Raw genomic sequence first — 22,042 nt, forward strand, 5'->3', positions numbered from 1 at the left:
ATGATCTTACACGCGGTGGTACGGATGATTCTGCGTGATCGACCACGCACGATACAACTGTTCGGCCAGCAGCACGCGCACCATGCCGTGCGGCAGCGTCAGGCTGGAAATGCGCACCAGCATGTCGGCATTGGCCTTGATGCCGGGATCGAGGCCGTCGGCGCCGCCGATGACGAAGGCGACGTCGCGCCCGTCCTGTTGCCACTGCGTCAGGTACTGCGACAACTGCATGGTGGTGATGTCCTTGCCGCGTTCGTCCAGCGCGACGATGCGCGCGCCTTTCGGCAGGGCCGCTTCGATCTTGCTGCGTTCCTGCGACATCACGGTTTCTGCGGTCCTGCTGCCGGAGCGTTCTATCGGTTTGATTTCTCTCAAAAGAATCCGGCACTCGGCCGGCATTCTCTTGGTGTATTCGTTAAATCCCGATTCTATCCAGCCCGGCATTTTGTGGCCGACGGCGGTGATGATGAGCTGCATGGCTCACGCTACCGGGGTCAGGCCTTGGCTTTTGGACGTGCCGGACGCTTGGCGGCGGCCGCTTTCTTCGACGCAATGGCGCTTTTTGGCATGGCGACCTTGACGGTCGTGCCGACCGCTTTTTTAGCTGGCGCCTTGCGCTTGACGGCAGCGCCGGTACCAGCAGCAGCCTTGTTCTTGGCGGCGCTGAGCGTGGTCGATGCACGTGGCGTGCGTGTGGTTTTCGGCGCGGGCTTGGCGTCGGTGGTGACCGACGTGGCGCGCGGCTTGCGTGCCGGCTTCTTCGGTGCTTCGTCGTCGATCGCCTGGCTGGCTTCAACCGCCTCGGCTTGCGCGCGGGTGCGGCGGATCTTGGTCGGCGTTTCGTCTTCGGCTGCTTTCTTGGCGGCAGCGGTGGAGGCGACGCGCTTGGCGGCGCCCATCTTCACTTCCTTGTCGCCCCAGATTTCTTCCAGGCGGTAGTAGGCGCGGATCGCCGGCTGCATGATGTGGACGATCATGTCGCCGAGGTCGACCAGCACCCATTCGCCGGTGTCTTCGCCTTCGATGCTGAGGACATGGCCGCCCTTGGCTTTGATCTTGTCGCGCACCGACGACGCCAGCGCCTTGGTTTGCCGGTTGGACGTGCCCGAGGCGATCGCCACGCGGTCGAACAGGCTGGTCAGGTGCGTGGTGTCGAAAATCTTGATGTCCTGGGCTTTGACGTCTTCCAGCGCGTCGACGACGGCGGTTTGCAGTTTTTTGATATCCATTAGTTTTGATAGAGATGATGTTGTTCGATATAGTCTAGCACCCTCGCCGGGATCAGCGACTCCGGTCTTTCGCCGCGTTGCAGCAAGGAGCGGATCTCGGTCGACGAGATGTCGACGTCGAGACTGGATGCCAGATAGGCTTTGCCGTGCGAGGTGGTGCGTATTTCCTTTTCAGTGCCTGCACGGCGCGTGAATTCCTGCATGACCACGTCCGGCACCTGGCTGGCGTCGATGCCGAAGCCGGGACGCGACGCCGCGCACAGGTGAGCGTAGTCGAATAGTTGTTGCCAGCCTTGCCAGGTATCCAGATGCTGGAGCTGGTCGGCGCCCATCAGGAACACGATCGACACCGCCGGTCCCAGCTCGGCCCGCAAGGCCTTCAGGGTGTCGATGGTGTAGGTCGCGGTGGCGCGGCGGATTTCCTGCTGGTCGATGACCACGGGAACGTGTTCGTGGTCGAACGCCAGCCTGACCATGTCCACCCGCTGCGCCGGCGTGGCTTGCAGGCCATGCTTTTGCCAGGGATTGCCGGTGGGAATGACGCGCAACTCGTCGGGCCGCAGCAACTCGACGAAATGCTGGCCCAGCGCGACGTGGCCATTATGCACCGGATCGAAGCTGCCGCCGAGAATGGCGATGCAGCGCCTGGCCTGCACGGGCAGAGCGGCCGCCACTAGATCCATTCCTTGTGCGGCAGGAAATCGGTATACAGCTTCGATTCAGGGCTGCCGTCTTCGGGCTGCCAGTCATAGCGCCATGCGGCGAGCGGCGGCATCGACATCAGGATCGACTCGGTGCGTCCGCCCGATTGCAGGCCGAACAGCGTGCCGCGGTCGAAGACCAGGTTGAATTCCACATAGCGCCCGCGCCGGTAGGCCTGGAAGTCGCGCTCGCGCTGGCCGTACGGCAAGTCCTTGCGCTGTTGCAGGATCGGCAGGTAGGCGTCGAGGAAGCGGTCGCCGACGCTGCGGATCAATGCAAAGCTGTCCTCGAACGGCAGCGTATTGAAATCGTCGAAGAAAATGCCGCCGACGCCGCGTGCTTCCTTGCGGTGCTTCAGGTAAAAATAGTCGTCGCACCACTTCTTGAAGCGCGCATGCAGGCCGTCGCCGAACGGCGCCAGCGCGTCGCGGCAAGTGCGGTGGAAATGCACGGCATCGTCGGCAAAGCCGTAGTACGGCGTCAGGTCCATGCCGCCGCCGAACCACCACACCGGCTCTTGGCCCTCGGCTTTGGTGGTGAAGAAGCGCACGTTCATGTGCACCGTCGGCGCATAGGGGTTGCGCGGATGCAGCACCAGCGACACGCCCATGGCTTCCCATTCGCGGCCGGCGATTTCCGGGCGGTTGGCGGCGGCCGAAGGCGGCAGGCTCTTGCCCATGACGTGCGAAAAACCGACGCCGCCGCGCTCCAGCACATTGCCTTCTTCGACGATGCGCGAGGTTCCGCCGCCGCCTTCGGGACGTTCCCAGGAATCGGTCAGGAAGGATTTGCCGTCGACATTTTCCAGCGCCGCGACGATGCGTTGCTGGAGGTCTTGCAGATAGGCTTTAACGGTAGAGGAGGAATGTGCGGTTGATGTCACGGCGCGTCGATCGGTAGGGGCGTGGATGTCGTTCTGCGTTCTGTTTTGATGTCACGCTGGAAAATTACCCCCGCGATTGTACCCTGACGGCGTCGTCAGCGGGTAGCCCGCAGCCGTTTTGGCGGCTGCGGGGCGGCCTTTGGAGGCGATTCAGGCGGGTTCAGGCCGGTTCAGCCTTGCGGTGTGGGTGGATTGGCAACGGTATTGGCGACGCTGACCTGGTACGTTGCAGGCGCCGGCCAGCCGGCTTCGGCGCAGGTTTGCGCGATGGCCTGGTTGGTGTCGTTGTAGACCTGGCCGAAATTCGGCGTCGATGCATACAGGCGCACCGCCAGCAAGGTGCCGCTGGCGTTGAATTCCAGGATCACCACGGCGACCGGCGGGTCGACCAGCACATTCGGGATCTGCGAGACCTTGGCGGTCAGGCGCGCAATCGCCTCGGCAGGACTGACGCCATAGGCGATCTGGCAGCGCAAGTCGACGCGGCGCGTCGGGTGGATGTTGTAGTTGGTGATGATGTCGGAGAACAGCTTGTTGTTGCCGATGATCACGCGCAGATTGTTGTCGGTGAGTATGGTCGTGGTCACCAGGCCTATATCGGTCACCGTGCCGGTCTGGCTTGCCGCCGTGATGTAGTCGCCGACCTTGAACGGACGCAGCACCACCAGGAAGATTCCCGCCGCGAAGTTCGACAGCAGGCCCGACCAGGCCACGCCCAGCGCCACGCCGACCGCGCCGATCATGGCGGCGAACGAGGTGGTCGGCACCCCGCAGACTTCGAGGATGCCCATCACCAGCAGCACGCGCAGGAGTACATGGATGGCGGAAATGGCGTAATTCACCAGCGTAGGCTCCAACTGGCGCAGGGTCAGCACGCGCCGCACCACTTTGGCGAAGGTGCCGATCAGCATGCCGCCGACGAACCAGATGACCAGCGCGGCCAGCACTTTCAGTCCGAACGGCACGAGATAGAGATTGATCAGGGTATCCAGGTTGAGCAGATGTTGTTGCATGCGTTGTCCTTCCTTGCATTCGAGACTTTGACCGGCGTTAGTTGCTTGCCGGTTCTTTTTGTTGCAGATTTATTGCGATTTTATGCAAAACAGGCGGATAGAAAGCAAAAAACCTCGCAAAACCTGGGTCTTGCGAGGTTTTTGCCGAGTCCGTCTCGTGTGATCGTGCGGATCAGCGTTTGAGCGCGCGCCAGCCGATATCGCGACGCAGTTGGGCGCCTTCGAAATGGATCAGGTCGGCGGCTGCGTAAGCCTGTTTTTGCGCGACCTTGACGCTGTCGCCCAGGCCCACCACGCACAGCACGCGGCCGCCCGACGTGGTCAGCTTGTCGCCGTTCAATGTCGTGCCGGCGTGGAAGGTGATGCAGTCGGCGGTTTCCGCAGGGATGTCGGTGATCAGGTCGCCCTTGCGCGGCGCATCGGGGTAACCGGCAGCCGCCATCACCACGCCCAGCGCGGTGCGACGGTCCCATTCCAGCTCGATGGTGTCGAGCGTGCCCTGGACCGCATGTTCCATCACGGTCAGCAGATCGGTCTTCAGGCGCGCCATGATCGGCTGCGTCTCCGGGTCGCCCATGCGGCAGTTGAATTCCAGCGTCTTCGGATTGCCCTTGTCGTCGATCATCAGGCCGGCGTAGAGGAAACCGGAAAACGGAATGCCGTCCTTGGCCATGCCCTGCACGGTGGGCACGATGATTTCGCGCATCACGCGCGCGTGCAGCGCCGGCGTCACGATCGGGGCGGGCGAGTAGGCACCCATGCCGCCGGTGTTCGGGCCCTGGTCGTTGTCTTGCAGGCGCTTGTGGTCCTGGCTGGTGGCCAGCGGCAGGATGTTCTTGCCGTCGACCATGACGATGAAGCTGGCTTCTTCGCCGGCCAGGAATTCTTCGATGACCACGCGCGCGCCGGCGTCGCCGAGCTTGTTGTCCGAGAGCATCATGTCCACGGCGCCGTGCGCTTCTTCCAGTGTCATTGCCACGACCACGCCTTTGCCGGCTGCCAGGCCGTCGGCCTTGATCACGATCGGCGCGCCTTTTTGCGCGACATAATCGTGCGCGGCCTTGACGTCGGAGAAGGTCTGGTATTCGGCGGTCGGGATCGCATGGCGCTTCATGAAGGCTTTGGAAAAATCTTTCGAGCTTTCCAGTTGCGCTGCTTCCCTGGTCGGTCCGAAGATCTTCAGGCCGCGGGAGCGGAACAGGTTGACGATGCCGGCCGCCAGCGGGACTTCGGGACCGACCACGGTCAGCGCGACGTGTTCTTTCTGGACGAAATCGGCGAGCTCGTTGAGATCGGTGATCGCGACGTTCTCCAGGCGCGCGTCAAGCGCGGTGCCGCCGTTGCCCGGCGCGACGTAGACGGTCTGGATGCGGGGCGATTGGGCGATTTTCCAGGCCAGTGCGTGTTCACGACCGCCGGAGCCAACAACGAGAATTTTCATGGGAGTGGACTGATAAGTAAGTTGGCCGACTTATGCCGCGATCATTGTTCGATCACGGCATTGCTGTAGATTTCCTGCACGTCGTCGAGGTTTTCCAGGGCGTCGAGCAGTTTTTGCATCTTGACGGCGTCGTCGCCGGTGAAGACGGTTTCGGTGGCTGGCTTCATGATGATTTCAGCCATTTCGGCCTTGAAGCCGGCTTTTTCCATCGCTGCCTTGACGTTGGCGAAATCGTTGGGCGGCGTCAGCACTTCGATGCCGCCTTCGTCGTCGGTGATGACGTCGTCGGCGCCGGCTTCGAGCGCGGCTTCCATGACGGCGTCTTCATCCGTGCCCGGCGCGTACAACAACTGGCCGCAATGCTTGAACATGAACGACACCGAACCTTCGGTGCCCATGTTGCCGCCGAATTTGGAAAACGCGTGGCGCACTTCGGCCACGGTGCGGATGCGGTTGTCGGTCATGCAATCGACGATGATGGCCGCGCCGTTGATGCCGTAGCCTTCGTAGCGGACCTCTTCGTAGTTGACGCCGTCCAGGGTGCCGGTGCCGCGCTGGATGGCGCGGGTGACGTTGTCCTTGGGCATGTTGGCGTCGGCGGCCTTGTCGATCGCCAGGCGCAGGCGCGGGTTGGCGTCCGGATCGCCGCCGCCCATGCGGGCCGCGACGGTGATTTCCTTGATCAGGCGCGTCCAGATCTTGCCGCGCTTTTCGTCCTGACGGCCTTTACGATGCTGAATATTGGCCCATTTGCTGTGTCCAGCCATGATGAATCTTTCCTGCCTTGATGGAACGCGCTTCGCCCGGATGGTTGCGAAAGTCACTGAAATTCGCAAATTGACGAAGGGGGTTCTAGTTATAATCGACCGAGAATTTTACCATATCGTCCGACCCCCAAGCCCACCAGCGGGCCTTCCTTTTATCGATTTCCTATTATGATCAATCCACTTTCCATCGCCAAGAATCAGACTCAGGAACTGGTCCTGCTGCCCAATCTGGTCAACCGCCACGGTTGCATCACCGGCGCCACCGGCACCGGCAAGACCGTCACTTTGCAAGTGGTGGCGCAGGCGCTGTCCGATATCGGCGTGCCGGTGTTCATGGCCGACGTCAAAGGCGACCTGTCGGGTTTGTCCAAGGCAGGCGCGCTGTCGGCCAAGGGCAAGGAGCGCCTGGCCACGCTGGGCCTGGACGAGCCGTCCTGGGAAGCGCTGCCGGTGACGTTCTGGGACGTCTTCGGCGAAAAAGGCCATCCGGTGCGCGCGACGATTTCCGACATGGGGCCGCTGATGATCGCGCGCATGCTGAACCTGAACGACACCCAGGAAGGCGTGCTGCAACTGGTGTTCAAGATTGCCGACGACAACGGCCTGTTGCTGCTCGACACCAAGGACCTGCGCGCCATGCTGCAGCACGTCGGCGACAATGCGGCGACCTTCAAGACCGAATACGGCAACATTTCCGCCGCCAGCATCGGCGCCATCCAGCGCGGCCTGATCGGCATCGAGGAGCAGGGCGGCGACAAGTTCTTCGGCGAGCCGATGCTCAATATCGAAGACTGGATGCAGACCGACGCCAAAGGCAAGGGCGTGATCAACATCCTTGCCGCCGACAAGCTGCTCAATGCGCCGCGTCTGTATTCCACCTTCCTGCTGTGGATGCTGTCGGAACTGTTCGAGCACCTGCCCGAAGTCGGCGACCTCGACAAGCCCAAACTGGTGTTCTTTTTCGACGAGGCGCATCTGCTGTTCGACGAAGCGCCCAAGCCGCTGCTGCAAAAGATCGAGCAGGTGGTGCGCCTGATCCGTTCCAAGGGCGTCGGCGTATTCTTCGTCACGCAAAATCCGCTGGATATTCCCGATACCGTGCTCGGCCAGCTCGGCAACCGTGTACAGCACGCCTTGCGCGCCTACACGCCGCGCGATCAGAAGGCGGTGCAGGCCGCCGCCGAAACCTTCCGCGCCAATCCGCAGTTGGATACCGCGACGGCGATCACCGAACTCGGGGTGGGCGAAGCGCTGGTGTCTTTCCTCGACGAGAAGGGCCGTCCGAACGTGGTCGAGCGCGCCTACATCCTGATGCCGGGCTCGCAGATCGGGCCGATCACCGACGACGAGCGCAAGGCCTTCATCGCGGCGTCGGTGGTGGCCGGCGTTTACGAAAAAGTCGTCGACCGCGAATCCGCTTATGAAAAACTCAAGGGCCGCGCCGCCCGGCAACCGGACGGCGCGCCTGCCACCGTGCCGGCCGGCCCCGCGTCTTCCGGCGGCGGCCTGGGGGATCTGCTCAAGGACGCCGCCGGCGGTATTTTTGGCAACAGCGCAGGCGGCAATAGCCGTCGCGAATCGCCGGTCGAAGCCATGGTCAAATCCGCAGCGCGCAGCATCGGCTCGCAAGTCGGCCGTGAAATCATCCGCGGCGTGCTGGGATCCCTGCTCAAGAAACGCTGATCGATGGCGGCATCCGGGGATCGCTCCTCAGACCGGCCGTCTGAAGTGCCGGGCCGCTTTCGTCCGCGCCTGACGCTGCATACGCTCACGCGCGGCGACGGCGTGCTCGGCTTGCGTCCGGGCGGCCTGTTCGGTCCGCGCGGCGGCAACGTCACGGTCGCGCAAGTCGACTGGACCTATCAGGCCGGAGCAGGCCTGCGGTGGGAAACCGCCGCGCAAACCAGCCTCATGGACCAAAGTGCCGCCGCCACGCAACTCCTGTTCGATCCGCAAGGACGGCAAGTCGTCATGCGCCGCGACCTGCACGCCGAAGCCGATGCGCTTGAAGCCATCCAGGCCGTCGGTCTGCTGCCGTTGCCGCCGGATGCGCTGCAATGGCGCGCGGCGGAGATGGCGACGCTGCATGAGCCGCTGTGGTCGCTGCTGCTGGAAAACGGTTTCGGCGATTTCTGGGCCGACCGGGTGCCGGAACTGCAACAGCAGGGCTGGCAGATCGTCGTGCGTCCCGGTTTCGCGCACGAAAGCGTGCCGGTCGAAGCCTGGCGCCTGATCGTCAGTCCCGAATCCGGGGCGGTGCTGGGCAAGGAAGTGGCGAGCGCCTTGCAGCAGGGGCGCAACATGGTCATCGGCGATATCGGCGGACCCGGGCGCGCGGCCTGGTGGCTGCTGACCATGGGCATCGAGATCGACGGGCAATTCTTCGACCTGGCGCCGATGCTGGCCGACCTGTTGCGACGCGATGCGCGCTGGGCGGACCTGGCCAAGATCGCCGCGATCGACGACCTTGCCCTCATCTCGCTGCGCGCGCCCGGCGGCAAGCGCGTCGATGCCCCGGCCGCGCCGCTCAAGATCATCGTTGCCGCCATGCTCGACTTGCTGGCCGATCCGCGCCGCAAGGACGGCGTGCTGCGCCTGTCGTCATGGGACGCCGGCCGTCTCGAAGACATGTGCCTGCGCCTCGGCGCAAGCGAGGCGATGTGCGGCGGCGCTCTGCATCTCGATGCCGATGCCGGCTTGCGCGCGCTGGCGCAGCGTCTGCGCAATGCCGGCGAACCGCCGCCGGTGGCGCCGCCTGCGGGACTGGGCGTGACCTTGCGTCCGTATCAGTTGCATGGCGTGGCCTGGCTGCAATATCTGCGCGAACATAATCTCGCCGGCATCCTGGCCGATGACATGGGGCTGGGCAAGACTGCGCAGATGCTGGCGCATATCCTCATCGAAAAACAGGCCGGCCGGCTCGACTGCCCGGCGCTGGTGGTGTTGCCGACTTCGCTGGTGTTCAACTGGCAGGCCGAGGCGAAACGCATGGCGCCCGGCTTGCGCGTGCTGGCCCTGCAAGGACCGGAGCGTGAAGACGACTTCGCCGCGATGGCCGGCCATGACATCGTTCTCACCACCTATCCGTTGGTGTGGCGCGACCTCGACGCGCTGATGCGCCAGCAGTTCCACCTGCTGATCCTCGATGAAGCGCAGACCGTCAAGAATGCCTTGGCGCGCAGCGCCGGCGCGGTGCGTCGCCTGCGCGCGCGGCATCGCGTGTGCATGACCGGCACGCCGATGGAAAATCATCTCGGCGAATTGTGGACGCAGTTCCATTTCCTGATGCCGGGTTTCCTGGGCGATGCGACCACCTTCGCGCGCCTGTGGCGCAAGCCCATCGAAGAAAACGGCGACGCCCTGCGCGCGCAGTTGCTGGCGGCGCGGGTGCGTCCTTTCATCCTGCGCCGCCGCAAGGAAAACGTCGCCGCCGAGTTGCCCGCGCGGACCGTCGCGGTCAAATTGCTGCGGCTGCAGGGCGTGCAGCGCGATCTGTATGAAAGCGTGCGCGTGGCGGCCGACAAGCAGGTGCGCCGGGCGCTGGATCGGCGCGGCTTCACCGGCTCGCAGATCACCATCATGGATGCCTTGCTCAAGCTGCGCCAGGTTTGCTGCGACCCGCTGCTTCTGAAGGGCGACAAGGCATCCAAGACCATCGAGCGCGCCAAGATGGAAATGTTGCGCGACATGTTGCCCTCGCTGGCGGCGGAAGGCCGCCGCATCTTGGTGTTTTCGCAGTTCACCGAAATGCTCGATCTGATCGAAACCGAACTCGACGCCCTGCAATTGCCGTGGCTGTCGCTGACCGGCAAGACGCCGTCGGCGCGGCGCGGGGACGTGGTGGCGCAATTCCAGCGCAAGGACGTTCCCATCCTGCTGGTCAGTCTCAAGGCCGGCGGCATCGGCCTCAACCTGACCGCGGCCGACACCGTGATCCTGATCGACCCGTGGTGGAATCCCGCCGTGGAAGAGCAGGCCATCGCGCGCGCCCATCGGATCGGGCAGGAGCAGGCGGTGCTGGTCTACAAGCTGATCGTCGAAGGCAGCATCGAAGAGCGCATTCTCGAACTCCAGGAGCGTAAGTCGGTGCTGGCCGAAGGCGTGCTGGGCAGCGACCGGGCGATTGCGCCCAAATTCGGCGCCGCCGAGTTGAACGCGTTGATTGCGCCGTTGAGCGCGGCATAGCTTCGGCACGCTATGCCGGGAGCGTTTACAATCATGCGATGTCTTCCGCCACACTCTCCCCCAATCTTTCCAAACGCCAGGCCTACCTCGGCGGTTTGCTGATCGCTGTCGTCGGCGCCGTTTTCTTTTCCGCCAAGGCCATCGTTGCCAAGCTGATGTATCGCTATCACGTCGATGCCGTCATGGTGATCAGCTTGCGCATGATGTTTTCGTTCCCGATGTTCGCCGTCGTGGCGGTCTGGCAGGCGCGCAACTCGCCGCCGCTGGCCTCGCGCGATTATGCGAAGATCGTCTTTCTCGGCCTGATCGGCTACTACCTGTCGAGCTTCCTCGACTTCCTCGGCCTGCAATACATCTCGGCCGGGTTGGAGCGGCTGATCCTGTTCCTGACGCCGTCGTTCGTGCTGCTGATTTCCTTCACGTTCTTCAAGCGCAAGGTCAGCCTGGTGGAATGGGGCGCGCTGCTGGTGTCCTATCTGGGCACCGCGCTGGTGCTGCAGCACGACATCAACGCCGGCGGCGGCAACGTTGTGCTCGGCAGCACGCTGGTGCTGGGCGCGGCGATGTCCTATGCCTTGTACCTGATCTTCTCCGGCGAGCTGGTGCGCCGCGTCGGCGCGATGCGGCTGGTGGCGTACGCCATGTGCGTATCGTCGGTCGCCTGCATCCTGCAGTTCTTCATCCTGCGCCCGGCCTCCGCTCTGGTGCAGCCGATCGAGGTGTATCAGTTGTCGCTGATCAATGCGGTGTTCTGCACGGTGTTGCCGGTGTTCCTGACCATGATCGCGGTGGCCCGCATCGGCGCGCCCAGTGCCGCGCAGGCCGGACTGGTGGGGCCGGTGTCGACGCTGTTTCTCGGCGCCATATTGCTGGACGAACCGATCACGGCGATCCAGTTGATCGGCACGGCGCTGGTGCTGTCGGGAATTTATTTGCTGTCGCGTAAAAAAACTTAGCCTTTCAATCGCCATCCAGGAGACCGAAATGACAAAAGCAATCAGAATGTTCAAGACCGGCGGACCGGAAGTCATGGAATATGTCGATGTCGAAGTCGGCGATCCCGGCCCCGGCGAAGTCCGTATCCGCCACGCCGCCTGCGGCCTGAATTTCATCGACGTCTATTTCCGCTCCGGCCTGTATCCGCAGCCGCTGCCGAACGGCCTCGGCCAGGAAGCCGCCGGCACCATCGAAGCCGTCGGCGCCGGCGTGACCGACTTCAAGGCCGGCGATCGCGTCGCCTATGCCGGCCGTCCCAACGGCGCTTATGCGGAAGCGCGCGTGATGCCGGCCGACATTCTGGTCAAGCTGCCCGATTCGATCAGCTTCGACACGGCAGCCGCCATGATGCTGCAAGGCATGACGGTGCAATACCTGCTGCGCCAGACCTATCCGCTCAAGGGCGGCGAGACCATCCTGTTGCACGCCGCCGCCGGCGGTATCGGCCTGATCGCCTGCCAATGGGCCAAGGCGCTGGGCGTGACCGTGATCGGCACCGTCAGCACGGAAGAGAAAGCCGCGCTGGCCAAGGCTGCGGGCTGCACTCACGTGATCAATTACAAGACCGAGAATTTTGTCGAACGCGTCAAGGAACTCACCGGCGGCAAAGGCGTGCCGGTGGTGTACGACTCGATCGGCAAGGATACCTTCATCGGTTCGCTCGACTGCCTGTCGCCGCGCGGCATGATGGTCAGCTTCGGCAACGCGTCGGGCCCGGTGACGCCGTTCGGCGTGAATGAACTGGCTTCGCGCGGCTCGCTGTTCCTGACGCGGCCGTCGCTGGGCAACTACGTCGCCACGCGCGAGGCGCTCAATGCCACGGCCGGCGACCTGTTCGCCATGGTCGAGAGCAAGAAGGTCAACATCGACATCAACCAGCGCTACGCCCTGAAGGATGTCGCCCAGGCGCACCGCGATCTGGAAGACCGCAAGACCACCGGCTCCACCATCTTGATTCCTTGAACAAGCGAGCGACCGTGAATAACTCCGACTCCGGTGAAAATCCGATGAATCATCCCGACGAGCAGCCTGCCGGCGTTGACGGCACGCCCAAGTTCGGCCGGCTGCTGCTGGTCCTGATCCTGGCCGTACTGATCATCGTCGCCATTACCTTCGGCAGCGAAGCGTTCTATTCCTGAACCGCGACAGTCCTTCACGGCCCGTTTCGGCCGACCGGCCGGGATCGGGCGGCGGGCACAGTTACAAAAGATATCAATTTCCTCACTTCAGAGCGTATTGTTGATTGTCATCAAGGCAACATGGCGACATTTAATCAAGATGGGACATTCTGAGTAGGGGGGAGTTATGTCAAACGCATTGTGGAAACGCATTTGCTTGCCCGCGTTCCCGGCTTGTCTGCTGATTGCCGTCTTCAGTGCGGCAAGCGCTGAAACCGGCGTGACCGAATAGAGCATCTTGCTCGGCCAGTCTCAGCTACGTCGACATCACCGCCATCGTGCACGATGAAAAACTGATCAACTAGGGTTGGCCGGTGCCGCTGGCGCAACTGTTGCGGACGCCTTCGGCTTGTCCAGCTTCAGCTCGACGTGGCGCGACACGCCGCTGGGGCCGGGGAAATCCGAAAACGCGCTGCGCACCATGTAAGGCATGGCCATCGGCAACGTCGCTTCGCGGCCTTCGCTGTCGACCGTGACTTCATACAGCTTCTGGTCGTTGTCGGCGCGCGTGATGGTCAGGTACAGGCGACGCTGCAATACCGGGAAAGTCGTGGTCTGCATCGGCGGCGACCAGAACGGATCGTAGAACGGTCCCGGTCCCCACGGCCCCCACGAACGATGCCAGCCCGGACCGTACCAGAACGGATCGTAAGCCGGCTCGGTCACCACCACGGTGCCGGCCTGCATGCCGTAGCTGAATGCGACCTTCAGTCTCGCGGTTTTGGCGCTCACGGCGTCGGCAAAGCCCAGGCGCAGCAATTCTGCGCGGATCAGTTGCTCGTAGTTGCGATATTCGAGGCTGCCTTCCTGGTCTCTGGTCGGCGTAAAGACGAAGGACTTGTCCTTCAGGTCGGCAGGCCAGGCGTGGAAAGCGGTAACGTCGCTGCTGATGGTGCTGGCGCATCCCGCAAGAAGGATGGTGCATGCGGCGAAGATGATGCCGAGCAAGCGTTTCATGATGTCTCCAGATGATCCGGCAGATCGATAAAAATAAATAATAGGCTTCAGGCTTCGGTGAAATGCATCCGGCTATTACTCTCGCCGTTTTCTGCCTATCCCGGGGCCAGCAGCCGTTCTCGAAGGGTTCCAAATTAAATGGCAACAGGCCCTACGGTTGATTGGTAAAATCGTGTTTTGTTCCTATTGCTTCCTTTTTCCGGGATATCCTCCATGCGCACCGATACGCCTCCGACGATTTACCGCAAAGACTACGCCGCGCCGACCTATTTTGTCGACACTGTCGAAATGGGCTTCGATCTTGCGCCCGAACTGACTCGCGTTGCCACGCGCATCGTCATGCAACGCAATCCGGCCGCCGCCGGCCGCGACATCGAATTGTACGGCGAAGAGCTTGAACTGGTGCAACTGCGCCTGAACGGCAACATACTGACCTCGCGTGACTATCGTGTGCAAGGCGGCATCCTGCGCATTCCCGGCGCGCCGGCCAAGGTCACGCTGGAAATTGAGACGACCACGCGCCCGCAGCGCAATACCTCGCTGATGGGTTTGTACGTTTCCAACGGCAATTTCTTCACCCAGTGCGAAGCCGAAGGTTTCCGCAAGATCACCTATTTCCCCGATCGTCCCGACGTGATGGGCAAGTACACCGTGATGCTGCGCGCCGACAAGAAGCAATATCCGGTGCTGCTGTCCAACGGCAACCTCGTCGAAGAGGGCGACCTCGGAGACGGCCGTCACTACGCCAAATGGGAAGACCCGTTCAAGAAACCGTCCTATTTGTTCGCGCTGGTGGCCGGCAAGCTGGTCTGCCAGGAAGAGAAGTTCAGGCTCAAGTCGGGCCGCGAAGTCCTGCTGCAAGTGTGGGTGGAAGCAGGCAACCTCGACAAGACCCAGCACGCCATGGATTCGCTCAAGAACAGCATCCGCTGGGACGAAGAACGCTTCGGCCTGGAGCTGGACCTGGACCGCTTCATGATCGTCGCCGTCGGCGATTTCAACATGGGCGCGATGGAAAACAAAGGGCTCAACATCTTCAACACCAAGTTCGTGCTGGCCAACCCGCGCATCGCGACCGATGTCGATTACGCCAATATCGAAGCCGTGGTCGGCCATGAATATTTCCACAACTGGACCGGCAACCGCGTCACCTGCCGCGACTGGTTCCAGTTGTCGCTCAAGGAAGGCCTCACCGTCTTCCGCGACCAGGAGTTTTCCGCCGACATGATCGGCAGCGACAGCGGCCGCACGGTCAAGCGCATCGACGACGTGCGCGTGCTGCGCCAGGCGCAGTTTCCTGAAGACGCCGGTCCGATGGCGCATCCGGTGCGCCCAGACTCCTTCGTCGAGATCAATAATTTTTACACCGTCACCGTCTATGAAAAAGGCGCGGAAGTGGTGCGCATGTACCAGACCTTGCTCGGCCGCGAGGGCTTCCGCAAGGGCATGGACCTGTACTTCAAGCGCCATGACGGCCAGGCCGTGACCTGCGACGATTTCCGCGCGGCCATGGCCGACGCCAACCGGCGCGACCTCAAGCAATTCGAGCGTTGGTACAGCCAGGCCGGCACGCCGCACGTCGCAGCGTCGATGCGTTACGATGCGAAGAACAAGACGGTGGAACTGACGCTGGAACAATCCTGTCCGCCGACGCCGGGCCAGAAGAAAAAGCTGCCGTTCCATATCCCCGTCGCCGTCGGCCTGCTCGACCGCAAGGGCAGGGACCTCGCGCTGATGCTGGCCGGCGAGAAGTCAGGGAAGCCGACTACGCGCGTGCTGGAACTGACGCAGGCAAAGCAGACCTTCACCTTCGTCAACGTCGCCGAGAAACCGGTGCCGTCGATCTTGCGCGGCTTCTCCGCGCCGGTGGTGCTGGAATATGAATACAGCGACGCCGAGCTGGCCTTCCTGATGGCGCACGACAGCGATCCGTTCAACCGTTGGGAAGCCGGCCAGCGCCTCGCCACGCGCCGCCTGCTCAACCTGACCATCGCGGTGCAGGCCGCGCGCCAGTCGGGACATGTGGTCTCGGTCGATGCCGTGCTCGGCAACCTGCAACACGACAATGCGCTGACCGACGCCTTGCGCGCGACGCTCAACGACGCCTCGCTCGACCCGGCCTTCCGCGAATTGGTGCTGACCCTGCCGTCGGAAACCATGATCGCCGAGCAAATGGAAGTCATCGACCCGCAAGCCATCCACGCCGCGCGCCAGTTCCTGCGCCGCACGCTGGCCAAAGAGCTGCGCGCCGACTTGCTGAGCGTCTACAAGGCCAATCTGGCCGGCGGCGCCTACAGCCCCGATGCCGCGGCTTCCGGCAAGCGCGCGTTGAAGAACGTCGTGCTGTCCTACCTGGCTGAACTCGACGACGAGCAATCCCACGCGCTGGCGCAAAAGCAATGCGACGGCGCCAACAACATGACCGACCGCCTGGCTGCGCTCGCCGCGCTGACCAACAGCCGCGCCGCAGGCAAGGGCAAGGCGCTGCAAGCTTTCTACAGCGAGTTCGAGCAGGAGGCGCTGGTCATCGACAAGTGGTTTACGCTGCAAGCCACCGCGCGCACCGCCGACGTCGAGACCGTACGCGCGCTGGCGCAACATCCGGCCTTCACCCTGAAGAACCCGAATCGGGCGCGCAGCCTGATTTTCAGCTTCTGCAACGGCAACCCGTCGGCCTTCCACGCGCTTGACGGCAGCGGCTACGCCTTCTGGGCCGAGCAAGTCATCGCGCTCAACGGCAGCAACCCGCAAGTTGCCGCCCGCCTGGCGCGCAGCCTGGACCGCTGGCGCAAGTACGCGCCGGCCCTGCAGGAAAGAATGCGCAACGCCTTGCAACAGGTCGCCGACACGCCCAAGCTGTCGCGCGACGTCGCAGAGGTGATCACCAAGGCGCTGGCGAACTGATCCGTCGCGCCATAATGGATTGCAAAGAATCGCGAATCGTTTTTTTAGAAAGAGCATCATGACCAAACGCATCAGTCTCACCCAACACCTGATCGAGCAGCAGCGCCTGCACAACAAGATCCCGTCCGAACTGCGCCTGCTGATCGAAGTCGTCGGCCGCGCCTGCAAGAGCATCAGCCACGCCGTCGGCAAGGGCGCGCTGGGCGAAGTGCTGGGCAGCGCCGGCAGCGAGAACGTGCAGGGCGAAGTGCAGAAAAAGCTGGATGTCATCTCCAACGAAATCCTGCTCGAAGCCAACGAATGGGGCGGCCACCTGGCCGGCATGGCGTCGGAAGAAATGGAGACCATCCATCTTATCCCCAACCGTTATCCCAAGGGCGAATACCTGTTGATGTTCGATCCGCTGGACGGCTCCAGCAACATTGACGTCAACGTGTCCATCGGCACCATCTTCTCGGTGCTGAAGGCGCCGGAGGGCATGAGCGATCCGTCGGAAAAGGATTTCCTGCAACCGGGCTGCAAGCAGGTCGCTGCCGGCTATGCCGTCTACGGCCCGCAAACCGTGCTGGTGCTGACCACCGGCGACGGCGTGCACTGCTTCACGCTGGATCGTGAAATGGGTGCCTGGGTGCTGACCCAGCGCGACATGCAGATTCCCGCCGACACTCAGGAATTCGCCATCAACGCCTCCAACGCGCGCCACTGGTATCCACCGGTCAAGCGCTACGTCGACGAAATGCTGGCCGGATCCACCGGCCCACGCGGCAAGGATTTCAACATGCGCTGGATCGCCTCCATGGTGGCCGATGTGCATCGCATCCTCAATCGCGGCGGCGTCTTCATGTACCCGGCCGATGCACGCGAACCGGACAAGCCAGGCAAGCTGCGCCTGATGTACGAAGCCAACCCGATGGCCTTCATCGTCGAGCAGGCCGGCGGCGCCGCCACCAACGGCGACCAGCGCATCCTCGACATCCAGCCGGAAAAGCTGCACCAGCGCGTCGCGGTTTTCCTCGGATCGAAGAACGAGGTCGAACGCGTGACCAGGTATCACAAGGAATAAGCAGGCGTCTGCCGACCGGACAAAAAAGGGACTTGCATGGCAAGTCCCTTTTTCATTGCATTCGTGTCTTATGCCGTCGTCCCGGCGACGGCGGCGGGATGCGTTCAGCGCCGCTGCATCAGGCGCACGCTATGGATCGCCGTGAAACCGACCGACAGCCAGATCGGGATATAGGTCCACAACTGCGCTGAAGTCAGCGACTCATCCAGCAAGATGAGCGCCACGAACACCAGCAGCATCGGCTCGACATAACCTAGGATCCCGAACAATCCCATCGGCAGCAGCCTGCTCGCGCGCAGAAAGCAATCCATCGCGACGGTGCTCAGTATGCCAAGCCCCGGCAGCAGCATCAGATAGATGTCCGGCCGTTGCCACACCGACGGCAGCGTCACGCTGCCATACAGCGTGAATATCGCCACCGGCGTCAGCAACAGCATCTCCATCGTAAACGTCACCAGCGAATCCAGCTTCAGGCGGCGCCGCATCACGAAGTAGGGCGGATATCCAGCGGCCACCACAATCGTCGGCCACGAAAACGCCCGCGTCATCCACAATTCATGCAACACACCGACCACGGCGCACACGACAGCAATGCGCTGCCACGCATCCAGTCGTTCGCCGTAATAAAAGCGTCCGATCAGCACCATCGCCAGCGGCAGCAAGAAGTAGCCCAGCGACACATCCAGCGCCCGTCCGTTCAGCGGCGCCCACAAGAATAGCCACAACTGCACCCCCAGCATCGCCGTCATTGCCGCAAAGAGCAGTGCTTGCCAGGGACTGCGCAGCAATGCAAGAACCGCATCGCGCAATTGCCGCCCATGCTGGCGCCAGACGATCAGCACAGCCACCGCCGGCAGCGTCCACAAGACGCGCCAGGCAAAGATATCGAGCCCGTCGAGCGGCGCCAGCCGGCTGGTATAGGCGGAAAGAAGGGCGAACAGCGTCGACGCCGTCACCGACAAAGCGATGCCGCGCGCCGTTTCGGAATGATTCATGGAGAAAAGTGGTAATGAACATGAGCACAAACAGTGCGACCGCGATTGTAACTTCAGAGGCGGGATGTCGCTCGTTATTGGAGCAGGAAAGCATGGGGTCTGGAGGTTTTTCGATGGAAGTTCTCTGCGAAACCTGTTTTTTGCTAGAATAGCGCTCGCGCTGATGTAGCTCAGTTGGTAGAGCAACTGATTCGTAATCAGTAGGTCGGAGGTTCGATTCCTCTCATCAGCACCAGTTTACAAGGGTTTCCGGCTTGCGCCGGAAACCCTTTATGCTATTTGCAGCCCCCTGTGTTATTTACCTGTTCTTTTAATGGCTGCACAAGCTCCGGTTTGCGGTGATAGATGCGCTTCGTTGTAGCAGCGTCCCCTTGCGAGTGCAGAACAGTCGGTCAGCTTTCTTTGACCACAAAGCGAGAGCCGCCTCGATTTCCGTCTTCAGGCCCGACGTCCGTGCATAAATAGTGCGCAAGCCTGTCGTGCTTTTGATTTTGCGTCGCAATTCGATTGCGCCGATATCGCGGGATTCGAGAATTTTTGCAACCGCTGCCAAGAGCCTTGCCGCCGTGTTGCGGCGGCCGGTCTTGGAGCCGGATTGTCATTGCCACTTCTGCGACGAGCTCGTGCCGCCGGAGATGTTGTTTTGCAATGTGGATTGCCGCGACGACTACGATAAGGAGCGGGCGGCGCGGCGCAGAGCAGGACGGTAGAAAATTCGCACGCGATCAGCTATGCACGGCTTGCGCTACCAGGCGCACGCCGAGCGCCGCACAGACACGGTTGACCGTGTCGAAGCGTGGGGCGCTGCCAGGGCGCAACGCCTTGTAGAGTGCTTCGCGCGTAATGCCGGCTGACTTGGCAATTTCCCCCATGCCGCGAGCACGCGCGATGTCGCCAAGTGCCGATGCCAGCAAAGCCGCGTCGTTCGCTTCCAGAATGTCAGTGAGGTAGGCCGCAATGGCTTCCTCGTTGTCGAGATAAGGTGCGGCGTCGAATTCTGGTAAATCGTCAACTTTAATTCGTTTGGTCATAGTCATTTCCTTCCGTTAATCCAACATCGCTGCGAGCGCCTTAGCGCGCTTGATATCGTTCTTTTGCGAACGTTTGGAGCCCCCAACGAGTAGCACGACCACATGCGCGCCGCGCTGCGTGAAATACACACGCCATCCAGCCCCGACATGAATGCGGAGTTCCGAGACGCCTTCGCCAACAGGCTCAACGTCGCCCATGAGTCCGCGCTCCAATCTTTTGATTCTCGCCACGACAAGGCCGCGAACCGAGGAATCTTTCAGGCCGTCGAGCCATGCCGTGAATTCTGGGAGTGATTTTATTGAGAACATGAGGTAATTGTAATCGATCGATTACAAATTGTCAAAGTGATGCCCTGAATTCTTCCTTGATTGCCGCGACCAAGGAGTGGGCGCAAGGACTCACGCAGAACGTCCGGGCAAGGCGACAAGGATGCCGGCGAGGGAGATATAGGCAGGCCGAGTGCCACGGGGCCTTACCTTGGCCGTCCTGAGTCGCCTATGGCGATGCCTAAAAATGTTGTCTAAATGAAATATTTAAGGCGATTTCACGCTGGCGCGCTCAGTTGCCCCCACCCCGCGCCTGCCGGTTACATAGGGCTGTTTTGACTCAAAAATGCGTCAGTCGGCAAGACCTGCCGGGCCTGGCTTTGATGCCAGACAGAGGGGCATCGTTTTTGACGCATTTTGACGCACCCACGAGGCGTTTTTTTAGTGGTGATCGCCTCTTGCGTCATAATCGTTTGAAATTCACTCTTAAGCCGTCTAACTGAACATAGCGTTAATTCGAATCCCCCGATAGAAAAGCCCGCATCGTGAACTGACCCCAAAGAGTTGGACAAAAGTCTAACCTTTGGGGTTTTTACATGGCGAAATACGAAACGAAGTTCAAGCATGAGGTAGTAAAGCAGTACCTGAGCAAGGGAGGCAATGCCAGAACGGTCGGAAAGGAGTTCGGAGTTGGTCACGGAACGGTCCGGCGCTGGGTACAAAGTTATCGCCATCATGGCCTGAAGGGGTTAAGCAAGAAGCACGAGCATTACAGTGCCGAATTCAAGTTGTCTGTATTGCGGCGGATGAAGAAGGGCCGGTTACCCAAATGTGCAATTGTGGTGACGATTGACGAAGTACTTTTTCACTGCGGCAAGGCAATCAATCGTGCCAGGTTATGGAGCGACGCCTCAAGACTCGATCGCCGCAGCGTGCCATCGCCCGGCGAAATGAAAGCGGCGCTCACCGGAGCCGACGCTGCTGCTGCACAAAAAATGGATGAAGGTTATTACACTTCCGTGCGCAATTCCCTGTATTGAGTTATCCGGCAGTTCCCGACAAAAAATGGAACGCCGGCTTCCGGCCGAGAACTGAGGAAATACTGTCTGGCGTATCTCGCTCTTTCCATGGCCAGGGCCGGGGAAATTCGCTCAGTGACTCTGCCGCACAAGGCAGCTTGTGATGGACACTCCTGACACCACGCTGTCAGGAGCACTCGCGTAAAACGACGACTCTCACATCCGAGGCGTATTGCCTCCAGAAAGGCCGTCATGAATTTGGTATCCATCCGCTTGATCACCGCCGACATTACTCGACTGCGGAAATTTTACGAACTCGTTGTCAATCGTTCTGCTCAAACATATACAGAAGACTTCTGCGAGTTAAGAACTCCAAATGCAGTCCTGGCCCTGGGCAGCACGCGCACCCTCCAGTTTTTCGGCGATGGGATCGCAAACCAGGGACAGAATCGCTCAGCGATTATCGAATTTCACGTAAGCGATGTCGATGCGGAATTCCAGCGATTGTCTGTCGTGATCGGTCCATATTTAGTTCAAGCGCCAACCACAATGCCTTGGGGTAATCGCTCGCTGCTATTCCGGGACCCGGATGGAAATCTGATTAATTTCTTTACTCCGGTGACAGCCGAAGCGCAGGCTCGACTGGGCCAATAAAGCACAAGTTGAGTTTTGTTCGTATGGCTGCTTCTGGCCGAGGCTGTGTAAAAACGCCAGAGAGCGTTATTCTAATCTGAAGTAAACGATTTGCCGCAATCCATGTCACACGAACAGATGACTCTGTTCGAGGTGCACCGATGAAACGCTTCATTGAAGGGCGGGATCGCCATCAACGTATCTTGTTGCCCGAACAACTGGACGACTACGTCGCCGACAGTAACCCGGTTCGTGTAGTCGATGTCTTCGTCGATGAACTGGACCTGGCGCACATGGGTTTCGCAGGGACGACGCCTGCACAAACCGGACGTCCCGCTTATCACCCGGAAGTGCTTCTCAAGATTTACATCTACGGCTACCTCAATCGACTTCAATCCAGCCGTCGCCTGGAACGGGAAGCGCAGCGTAATGTTGAACTGATGTGGCTGACCGGTCATTTGACGCCAGACTTCAAGACCATCGCCAACTTCCGCAAAGACAACGGCCGTGCCATTTCCAATGTATGCAGGCAGTTCGTCGTGTTATGCCAGCGGCTTGGCCTCTTCTCTGAAGCGCTGGTGGCCATTGACGGCAGCAAATTCAAGGCCATCAACAACCGCGACCGCAACTTCACCAGCGCCAAACTGCAACGGCGCATGGAAGAGATTGCAGCGAGTATCGACCGCTATCTGAGCGCACTCGACACGGCGGATCGCCAAGAGCCGGAACGCAAGCAACTCACGACAGCGCGACTGCATGAGAATATCGTGGCGCTCAAG

At 61.3% G+C, this 22,042-nt stretch carries 21 protein-coding genes and 1 tRNA gene; 11 read left to right on the top strand and 11 right to left on the bottom strand.

Going from position 1 to position 22,042, the window contains the following annotated elements:
- Positions 1 to 6 precede the first annotated feature (6 nt).
- The 7 genes from rlmH to RV1423_RS20310 form a co-directional block, all read right to left on the bottom strand.
- Positions 7 to 477 carry a 23S rRNA (pseudouridine(1915)-N(3))-methyltransferase RlmH gene (gene rlmH, locus RV1423_RS20280; protein ID WP_034300625.1) on the bottom strand — a complete coding sequence of 157 codons (471 nt, stop codon included), beginning with the start codon at positions 475 to 477 and terminating at the stop codon, positions 7 to 9.
- A 17-nt stretch (positions 478 to 494) separates the two neighbouring features.
- Positions 495 to 1,229: a ribosome silencing factor gene (rsfS, locus tag RV1423_RS20285; RefSeq protein WP_034300627.1), complete on the bottom strand. Its 735-nt coding sequence runs from the start codon at positions 1,227 to 1,229 to the stop codon at positions 495 to 497.
- Positions 1,229 to 1,912: a nicotinate-nucleotide adenylyltransferase gene (locus tag RV1423_RS20290; RefSeq protein ID WP_034300629.1), complete on the bottom strand. Its 684-nt coding sequence runs from the start codon at positions 1,910 to 1,912 to the stop codon at positions 1,229 to 1,231. The genes rsfS and RV1423_RS20290 overlap by 1 nt, the downstream gene beginning before the upstream one ends.
- Positions 1,903 to 2,814, bottom strand: a complete 912-nt coding sequence (gene hemF, locus RV1423_RS20295) for an oxygen-dependent coproporphyrinogen oxidase (RefSeq protein ID WP_034300631.1) — start codon at positions 2,812 to 2,814, stop codon at positions 1,903 to 1,905. The genes RV1423_RS20290 and hemF overlap by 10 nt, the downstream gene beginning before the upstream one ends.
- A gap of 170 nt (positions 2,815 to 2,984) precedes the next feature.
- On the bottom strand, positions 2,985 to 3,827 hold the full coding sequence (locus RV1423_RS20300) for a mechanosensitive ion channel family protein (protein ID WP_034300634.1): 843 nt from the start codon (positions 3,825 to 3,827) through the stop codon (positions 2,985 to 2,987).
- Between the two features lie 172 nt (positions 3,828 to 3,999).
- On the bottom strand, positions 4,000 to 5,268 hold the full coding sequence (gene purD, locus RV1423_RS20305) for a phosphoribosylamine--glycine ligase (RefSeq protein WP_034300636.1): 1,269 nt from the start codon (positions 5,266 to 5,268) through the stop codon (positions 4,000 to 4,002).
- 41 nt (positions 5,269 to 5,309) lie between these two features.
- On the bottom strand, positions 5,310 to 6,035 hold the full coding sequence (locus tag RV1423_RS20310) for a YebC/PmpR family DNA-binding transcriptional regulator (protein ID WP_034300639.1): 726 nt from the start codon (positions 6,033 to 6,035) through the stop codon (positions 5,310 to 5,312).
- A gap of 168 nt (positions 6,036 to 6,203) precedes the next feature.
- Here RV1423_RS20310 and RV1423_RS20315 point away from each other — a divergent pair, with 168 nt between their 5' ends.
- The 5 genes from RV1423_RS20315 to RV1423_RS20335 are packed head-to-tail and all read left to right on the top strand — an operon-like array spanning position 6,204 to position 12,355.
- The gene (locus RV1423_RS20315) at positions 6,204 to 7,718 is read left to right on the top strand and encodes a helicase HerA-like C-terminal domain-containing protein (protein ID WP_034300641.1); all 1,515 of its coding nucleotides are present in this window, start codon (positions 6,204 to 6,206) and stop codon (positions 7,716 to 7,718) included.
- A 3-nt stretch (positions 7,719 to 7,721) separates the two neighbouring features.
- Entirely contained in the window at positions 7,722 to 10,220 is a 2,499-nt protein-coding gene (locus RV1423_RS20320; RefSeq protein ID WP_034300643.1) for a DEAD/DEAH box helicase, read from the top strand.
- A 38-nt stretch (positions 10,221 to 10,258) separates the two neighbouring features.
- Positions 10,259 to 11,176 carry a DMT family transporter gene (locus RV1423_RS20325; RefSeq protein ID WP_034300645.1) on the top strand — a complete coding sequence of 306 codons (918 nt, stop codon included), beginning with the start codon at positions 10,259 to 10,261 and terminating at the stop codon, positions 11,174 to 11,176.
- Positions 11,177 to 11,204: 28 nt separating this feature from the next.
- Positions 11,205 to 12,179 carry a quinone oxidoreductase gene (locus RV1423_RS20330; protein WP_034300647.1) on the top strand — a complete coding sequence of 325 codons (975 nt, stop codon included), beginning with the start codon at positions 11,205 to 11,207 and terminating at the stop codon, positions 12,177 to 12,179.
- Between the two features lie 14 nt (positions 12,180 to 12,193).
- The gene (locus RV1423_RS20335) at positions 12,194 to 12,355 is read left to right on the top strand and encodes a hypothetical protein (RefSeq protein WP_155835186.1); all 162 of its coding nucleotides are present in this window, start codon (positions 12,194 to 12,196) and stop codon (positions 12,353 to 12,355) included.
- Positions 12,356 to 12,691: 336 nt separating this feature from the next.
- Here RV1423_RS20335 and RV1423_RS20340 read toward each other — a convergent pair whose 3' ends face one another.
- Complete coding sequence (locus tag RV1423_RS20340; RefSeq protein ID WP_034300650.1) at positions 12,692 to 13,351, bottom strand: DUF4136 domain-containing protein; 660 nt, start codon at positions 13,349 to 13,351, stop codon at positions 12,692 to 12,694.
- Positions 13,352 to 13,564: 213 nt separating this feature from the next.
- Here RV1423_RS20340 and pepN point away from each other — a divergent pair, with 213 nt between their 5' ends.
- Positions 13,565 to 16,255 carry an aminopeptidase N gene (gene pepN / locus RV1423_RS20345; RefSeq protein ID WP_034300651.1) on the top strand — a complete coding sequence of 897 codons (2,691 nt, stop codon included), beginning with the start codon at positions 13,565 to 13,567 and terminating at the stop codon, positions 16,253 to 16,255.
- Positions 16,256 to 16,313: 58 nt separating this feature from the next.
- A complete protein-coding gene (locus RV1423_RS20350; protein ID WP_034300652.1) occupies positions 16,314 to 17,318 on the top strand; it encodes a class 1 fructose-bisphosphatase in 1,005 nt (334 codons plus the stop codon).
- A 104-nt stretch (positions 17,319 to 17,422) separates the two neighbouring features.
- Here the strand turns inward: RV1423_RS20350 and rarD are convergent, their stop codons facing one another.
- Positions 17,423 to 18,313 carry an EamA family transporter RarD gene (gene rarD / locus RV1423_RS20355; RefSeq protein WP_034300653.1) on the bottom strand — a complete coding sequence of 297 codons (891 nt, stop codon included), beginning with the start codon at positions 18,311 to 18,313 and terminating at the stop codon, positions 17,423 to 17,425.
- Positions 18,314 to 18,472: 159 nt separating this feature from the next.
- Between rarD and RV1423_RS20360 the strand changes: the two genes are divergently transcribed.
- Positions 18,473 to 18,548, top strand: a tRNA-Thr gene (locus RV1423_RS20360).
- Positions 18,549 to 19,038: 490 nt separating this feature from the next.
- Here RV1423_RS20360 and RV1423_RS20370 read toward each other — a convergent pair.
- Complete coding sequence (locus tag RV1423_RS20370; RefSeq protein ID WP_197034973.1) at positions 19,039 to 19,344, bottom strand: addiction module antidote protein; 306 nt, start codon at positions 19,342 to 19,344, stop codon at positions 19,039 to 19,041.
- A gap of 15 nt (positions 19,345 to 19,359) precedes the next feature.
- Complete coding sequence (locus RV1423_RS20375) at positions 19,360 to 19,653, bottom strand: type II toxin-antitoxin system RelE/ParE family toxin (protein ID WP_034300655.1); 294 nt, start codon at positions 19,651 to 19,653, stop codon at positions 19,360 to 19,362.
- A 554-nt stretch (positions 19,654 to 20,207) separates the two neighbouring features.
- Between RV1423_RS20375 and RV1423_RS28630 the strand changes: the two genes are divergently transcribed.
- From RV1423_RS28630 to RV1423_RS20395, 3 genes are all read left to right on the top strand, one after another.
- Entirely contained in the window at positions 20,208 to 20,651 is a 444-nt protein-coding gene (locus RV1423_RS28630) for a helix-turn-helix domain-containing protein (RefSeq protein WP_051516815.1), read from the top strand.
- A gap of 231 nt (positions 20,652 to 20,882) precedes the next feature.
- A complete protein-coding gene (locus tag RV1423_RS20390) occupies positions 20,883 to 21,284 on the top strand; it encodes a VOC family protein (protein WP_034300658.1) in 402 nt (133 codons plus the stop codon).
- 140 nt (positions 21,285 to 21,424) lie between these two features.
- The coding region (locus RV1423_RS20395; RefSeq protein ID WP_034300660.1) for a transposase at positions 21,425 to 22,042 on the top strand (618 nt) is incomplete at its 3' end.

Source organism: Herbaspirillum sp. RV1423, assembly GCF_000577615.1.
Lineage (GTDB): Bacteria > Pseudomonadota > Gammaproteobacteria > Burkholderiales > Burkholderiaceae_D > Herbaspirillum.

Excerpts from the sequence above, each read along its gene's own strand:
- pepN (WP_034300651.1), top strand. The coding sequence starts at position 13,565 with ATGCGCACCGATACGCCTCCGACGATTTACCGCAAAGACTACGCCGCG.
- RV1423_RS20340 (WP_034300650.1), bottom strand. The coding sequence starts at position 13,351 with ATGAAACGCTTGCTCGGCATCATCTTCGCCGCATGCACCATCCTTCTT.
- RV1423_RS20350 (WP_034300652.1), top strand. The coding sequence starts at position 16,314 with ATGACCAAACGCATCAGTCTCACCCAACACCTGATCGAGCAGCAGCGC.
- RV1423_RS28630 (WP_051516815.1), top strand. The coding sequence starts at position 20,208 with ATGGCGAAATACGAAACGAAGTTCAAGCATGAGGTAGTAAAGCAGTAC.
- RV1423_RS20320 (WP_034300643.1), top strand. The coding sequence starts at position 7,722 with ATGGCGGCATCCGGGGATCGCTCCTCAGACCGGCCGTCTGAAGTGCCG.
- RV1423_RS20370 (WP_197034973.1), bottom strand. The coding sequence starts at position 19,344 with ATGACCAAACGAATTAAAGTTGACGATTTACCAGAATTCGACGCCGCA.
- rsfS (WP_034300627.1), bottom strand. The coding sequence starts at position 1,229 with ATGGATATCAAAAAACTGCAAACCGCCGTCGTCGACGCGCTGGAAGAC.
- RV1423_RS20390 (WP_034300658.1), top strand. The coding sequence starts at position 20,883 with ATGAATTTGGTATCCATCCGCTTGATCACCGCCGACATTACTCGACTG.
- RV1423_RS20310 (WP_034300639.1), bottom strand. The coding sequence starts at position 6,035 with ATGGCTGGACACAGCAAATGGGCCAATATTCAGCATCGTAAAGGCCGT.
- rlmH (WP_034300625.1), bottom strand. The coding sequence starts at position 477 with ATGCAGCTCATCATCACCGCCGTCGGCCACAAAATGCCGGGCTGGATA.
- rarD (WP_034300653.1), bottom strand. The coding sequence starts at position 18,313 with ATGAATCATTCCGAAACGGCGCGCGGCATCGCTTTGTCGGTGACGGCG.
- RV1423_RS20300 (WP_034300634.1), bottom strand. The coding sequence starts at position 3,827 with ATGCAACAACATCTGCTCAACCTGGATACCCTGATCAATCTCTATCTC.
- purD (WP_034300636.1), bottom strand. The coding sequence starts at position 5,268 with ATGAAAATTCTCGTTGTTGGCTCCGGCGGTCGTGAACACGCACTGGCC.
- RV1423_RS20330 (WP_034300647.1), top strand. The coding sequence starts at position 11,205 with ATGACAAAAGCAATCAGAATGTTCAAGACCGGCGGACCGGAAGTCATG.
- RV1423_RS20325 (WP_034300645.1), top strand. The coding sequence starts at position 10,259 with ATGTCTTCCGCCACACTCTCCCCCAATCTTTCCAAACGCCAGGCCTAC.
- RV1423_RS20315 (WP_034300641.1), top strand. The coding sequence starts at position 6,204 with ATGATCAATCCACTTTCCATCGCCAAGAATCAGACTCAGGAACTGGTC.
- RV1423_RS20290 (WP_034300629.1), bottom strand. The coding sequence starts at position 1,912 with ATGGATCTAGTGGCGGCCGCTCTGCCCGTGCAGGCCAGGCGCTGCATC.
- RV1423_RS20375 (WP_034300655.1), bottom strand. The coding sequence starts at position 19,653 with ATGTTCTCAATAAAATCACTCCCAGAATTCACGGCATGGCTCGACGGC.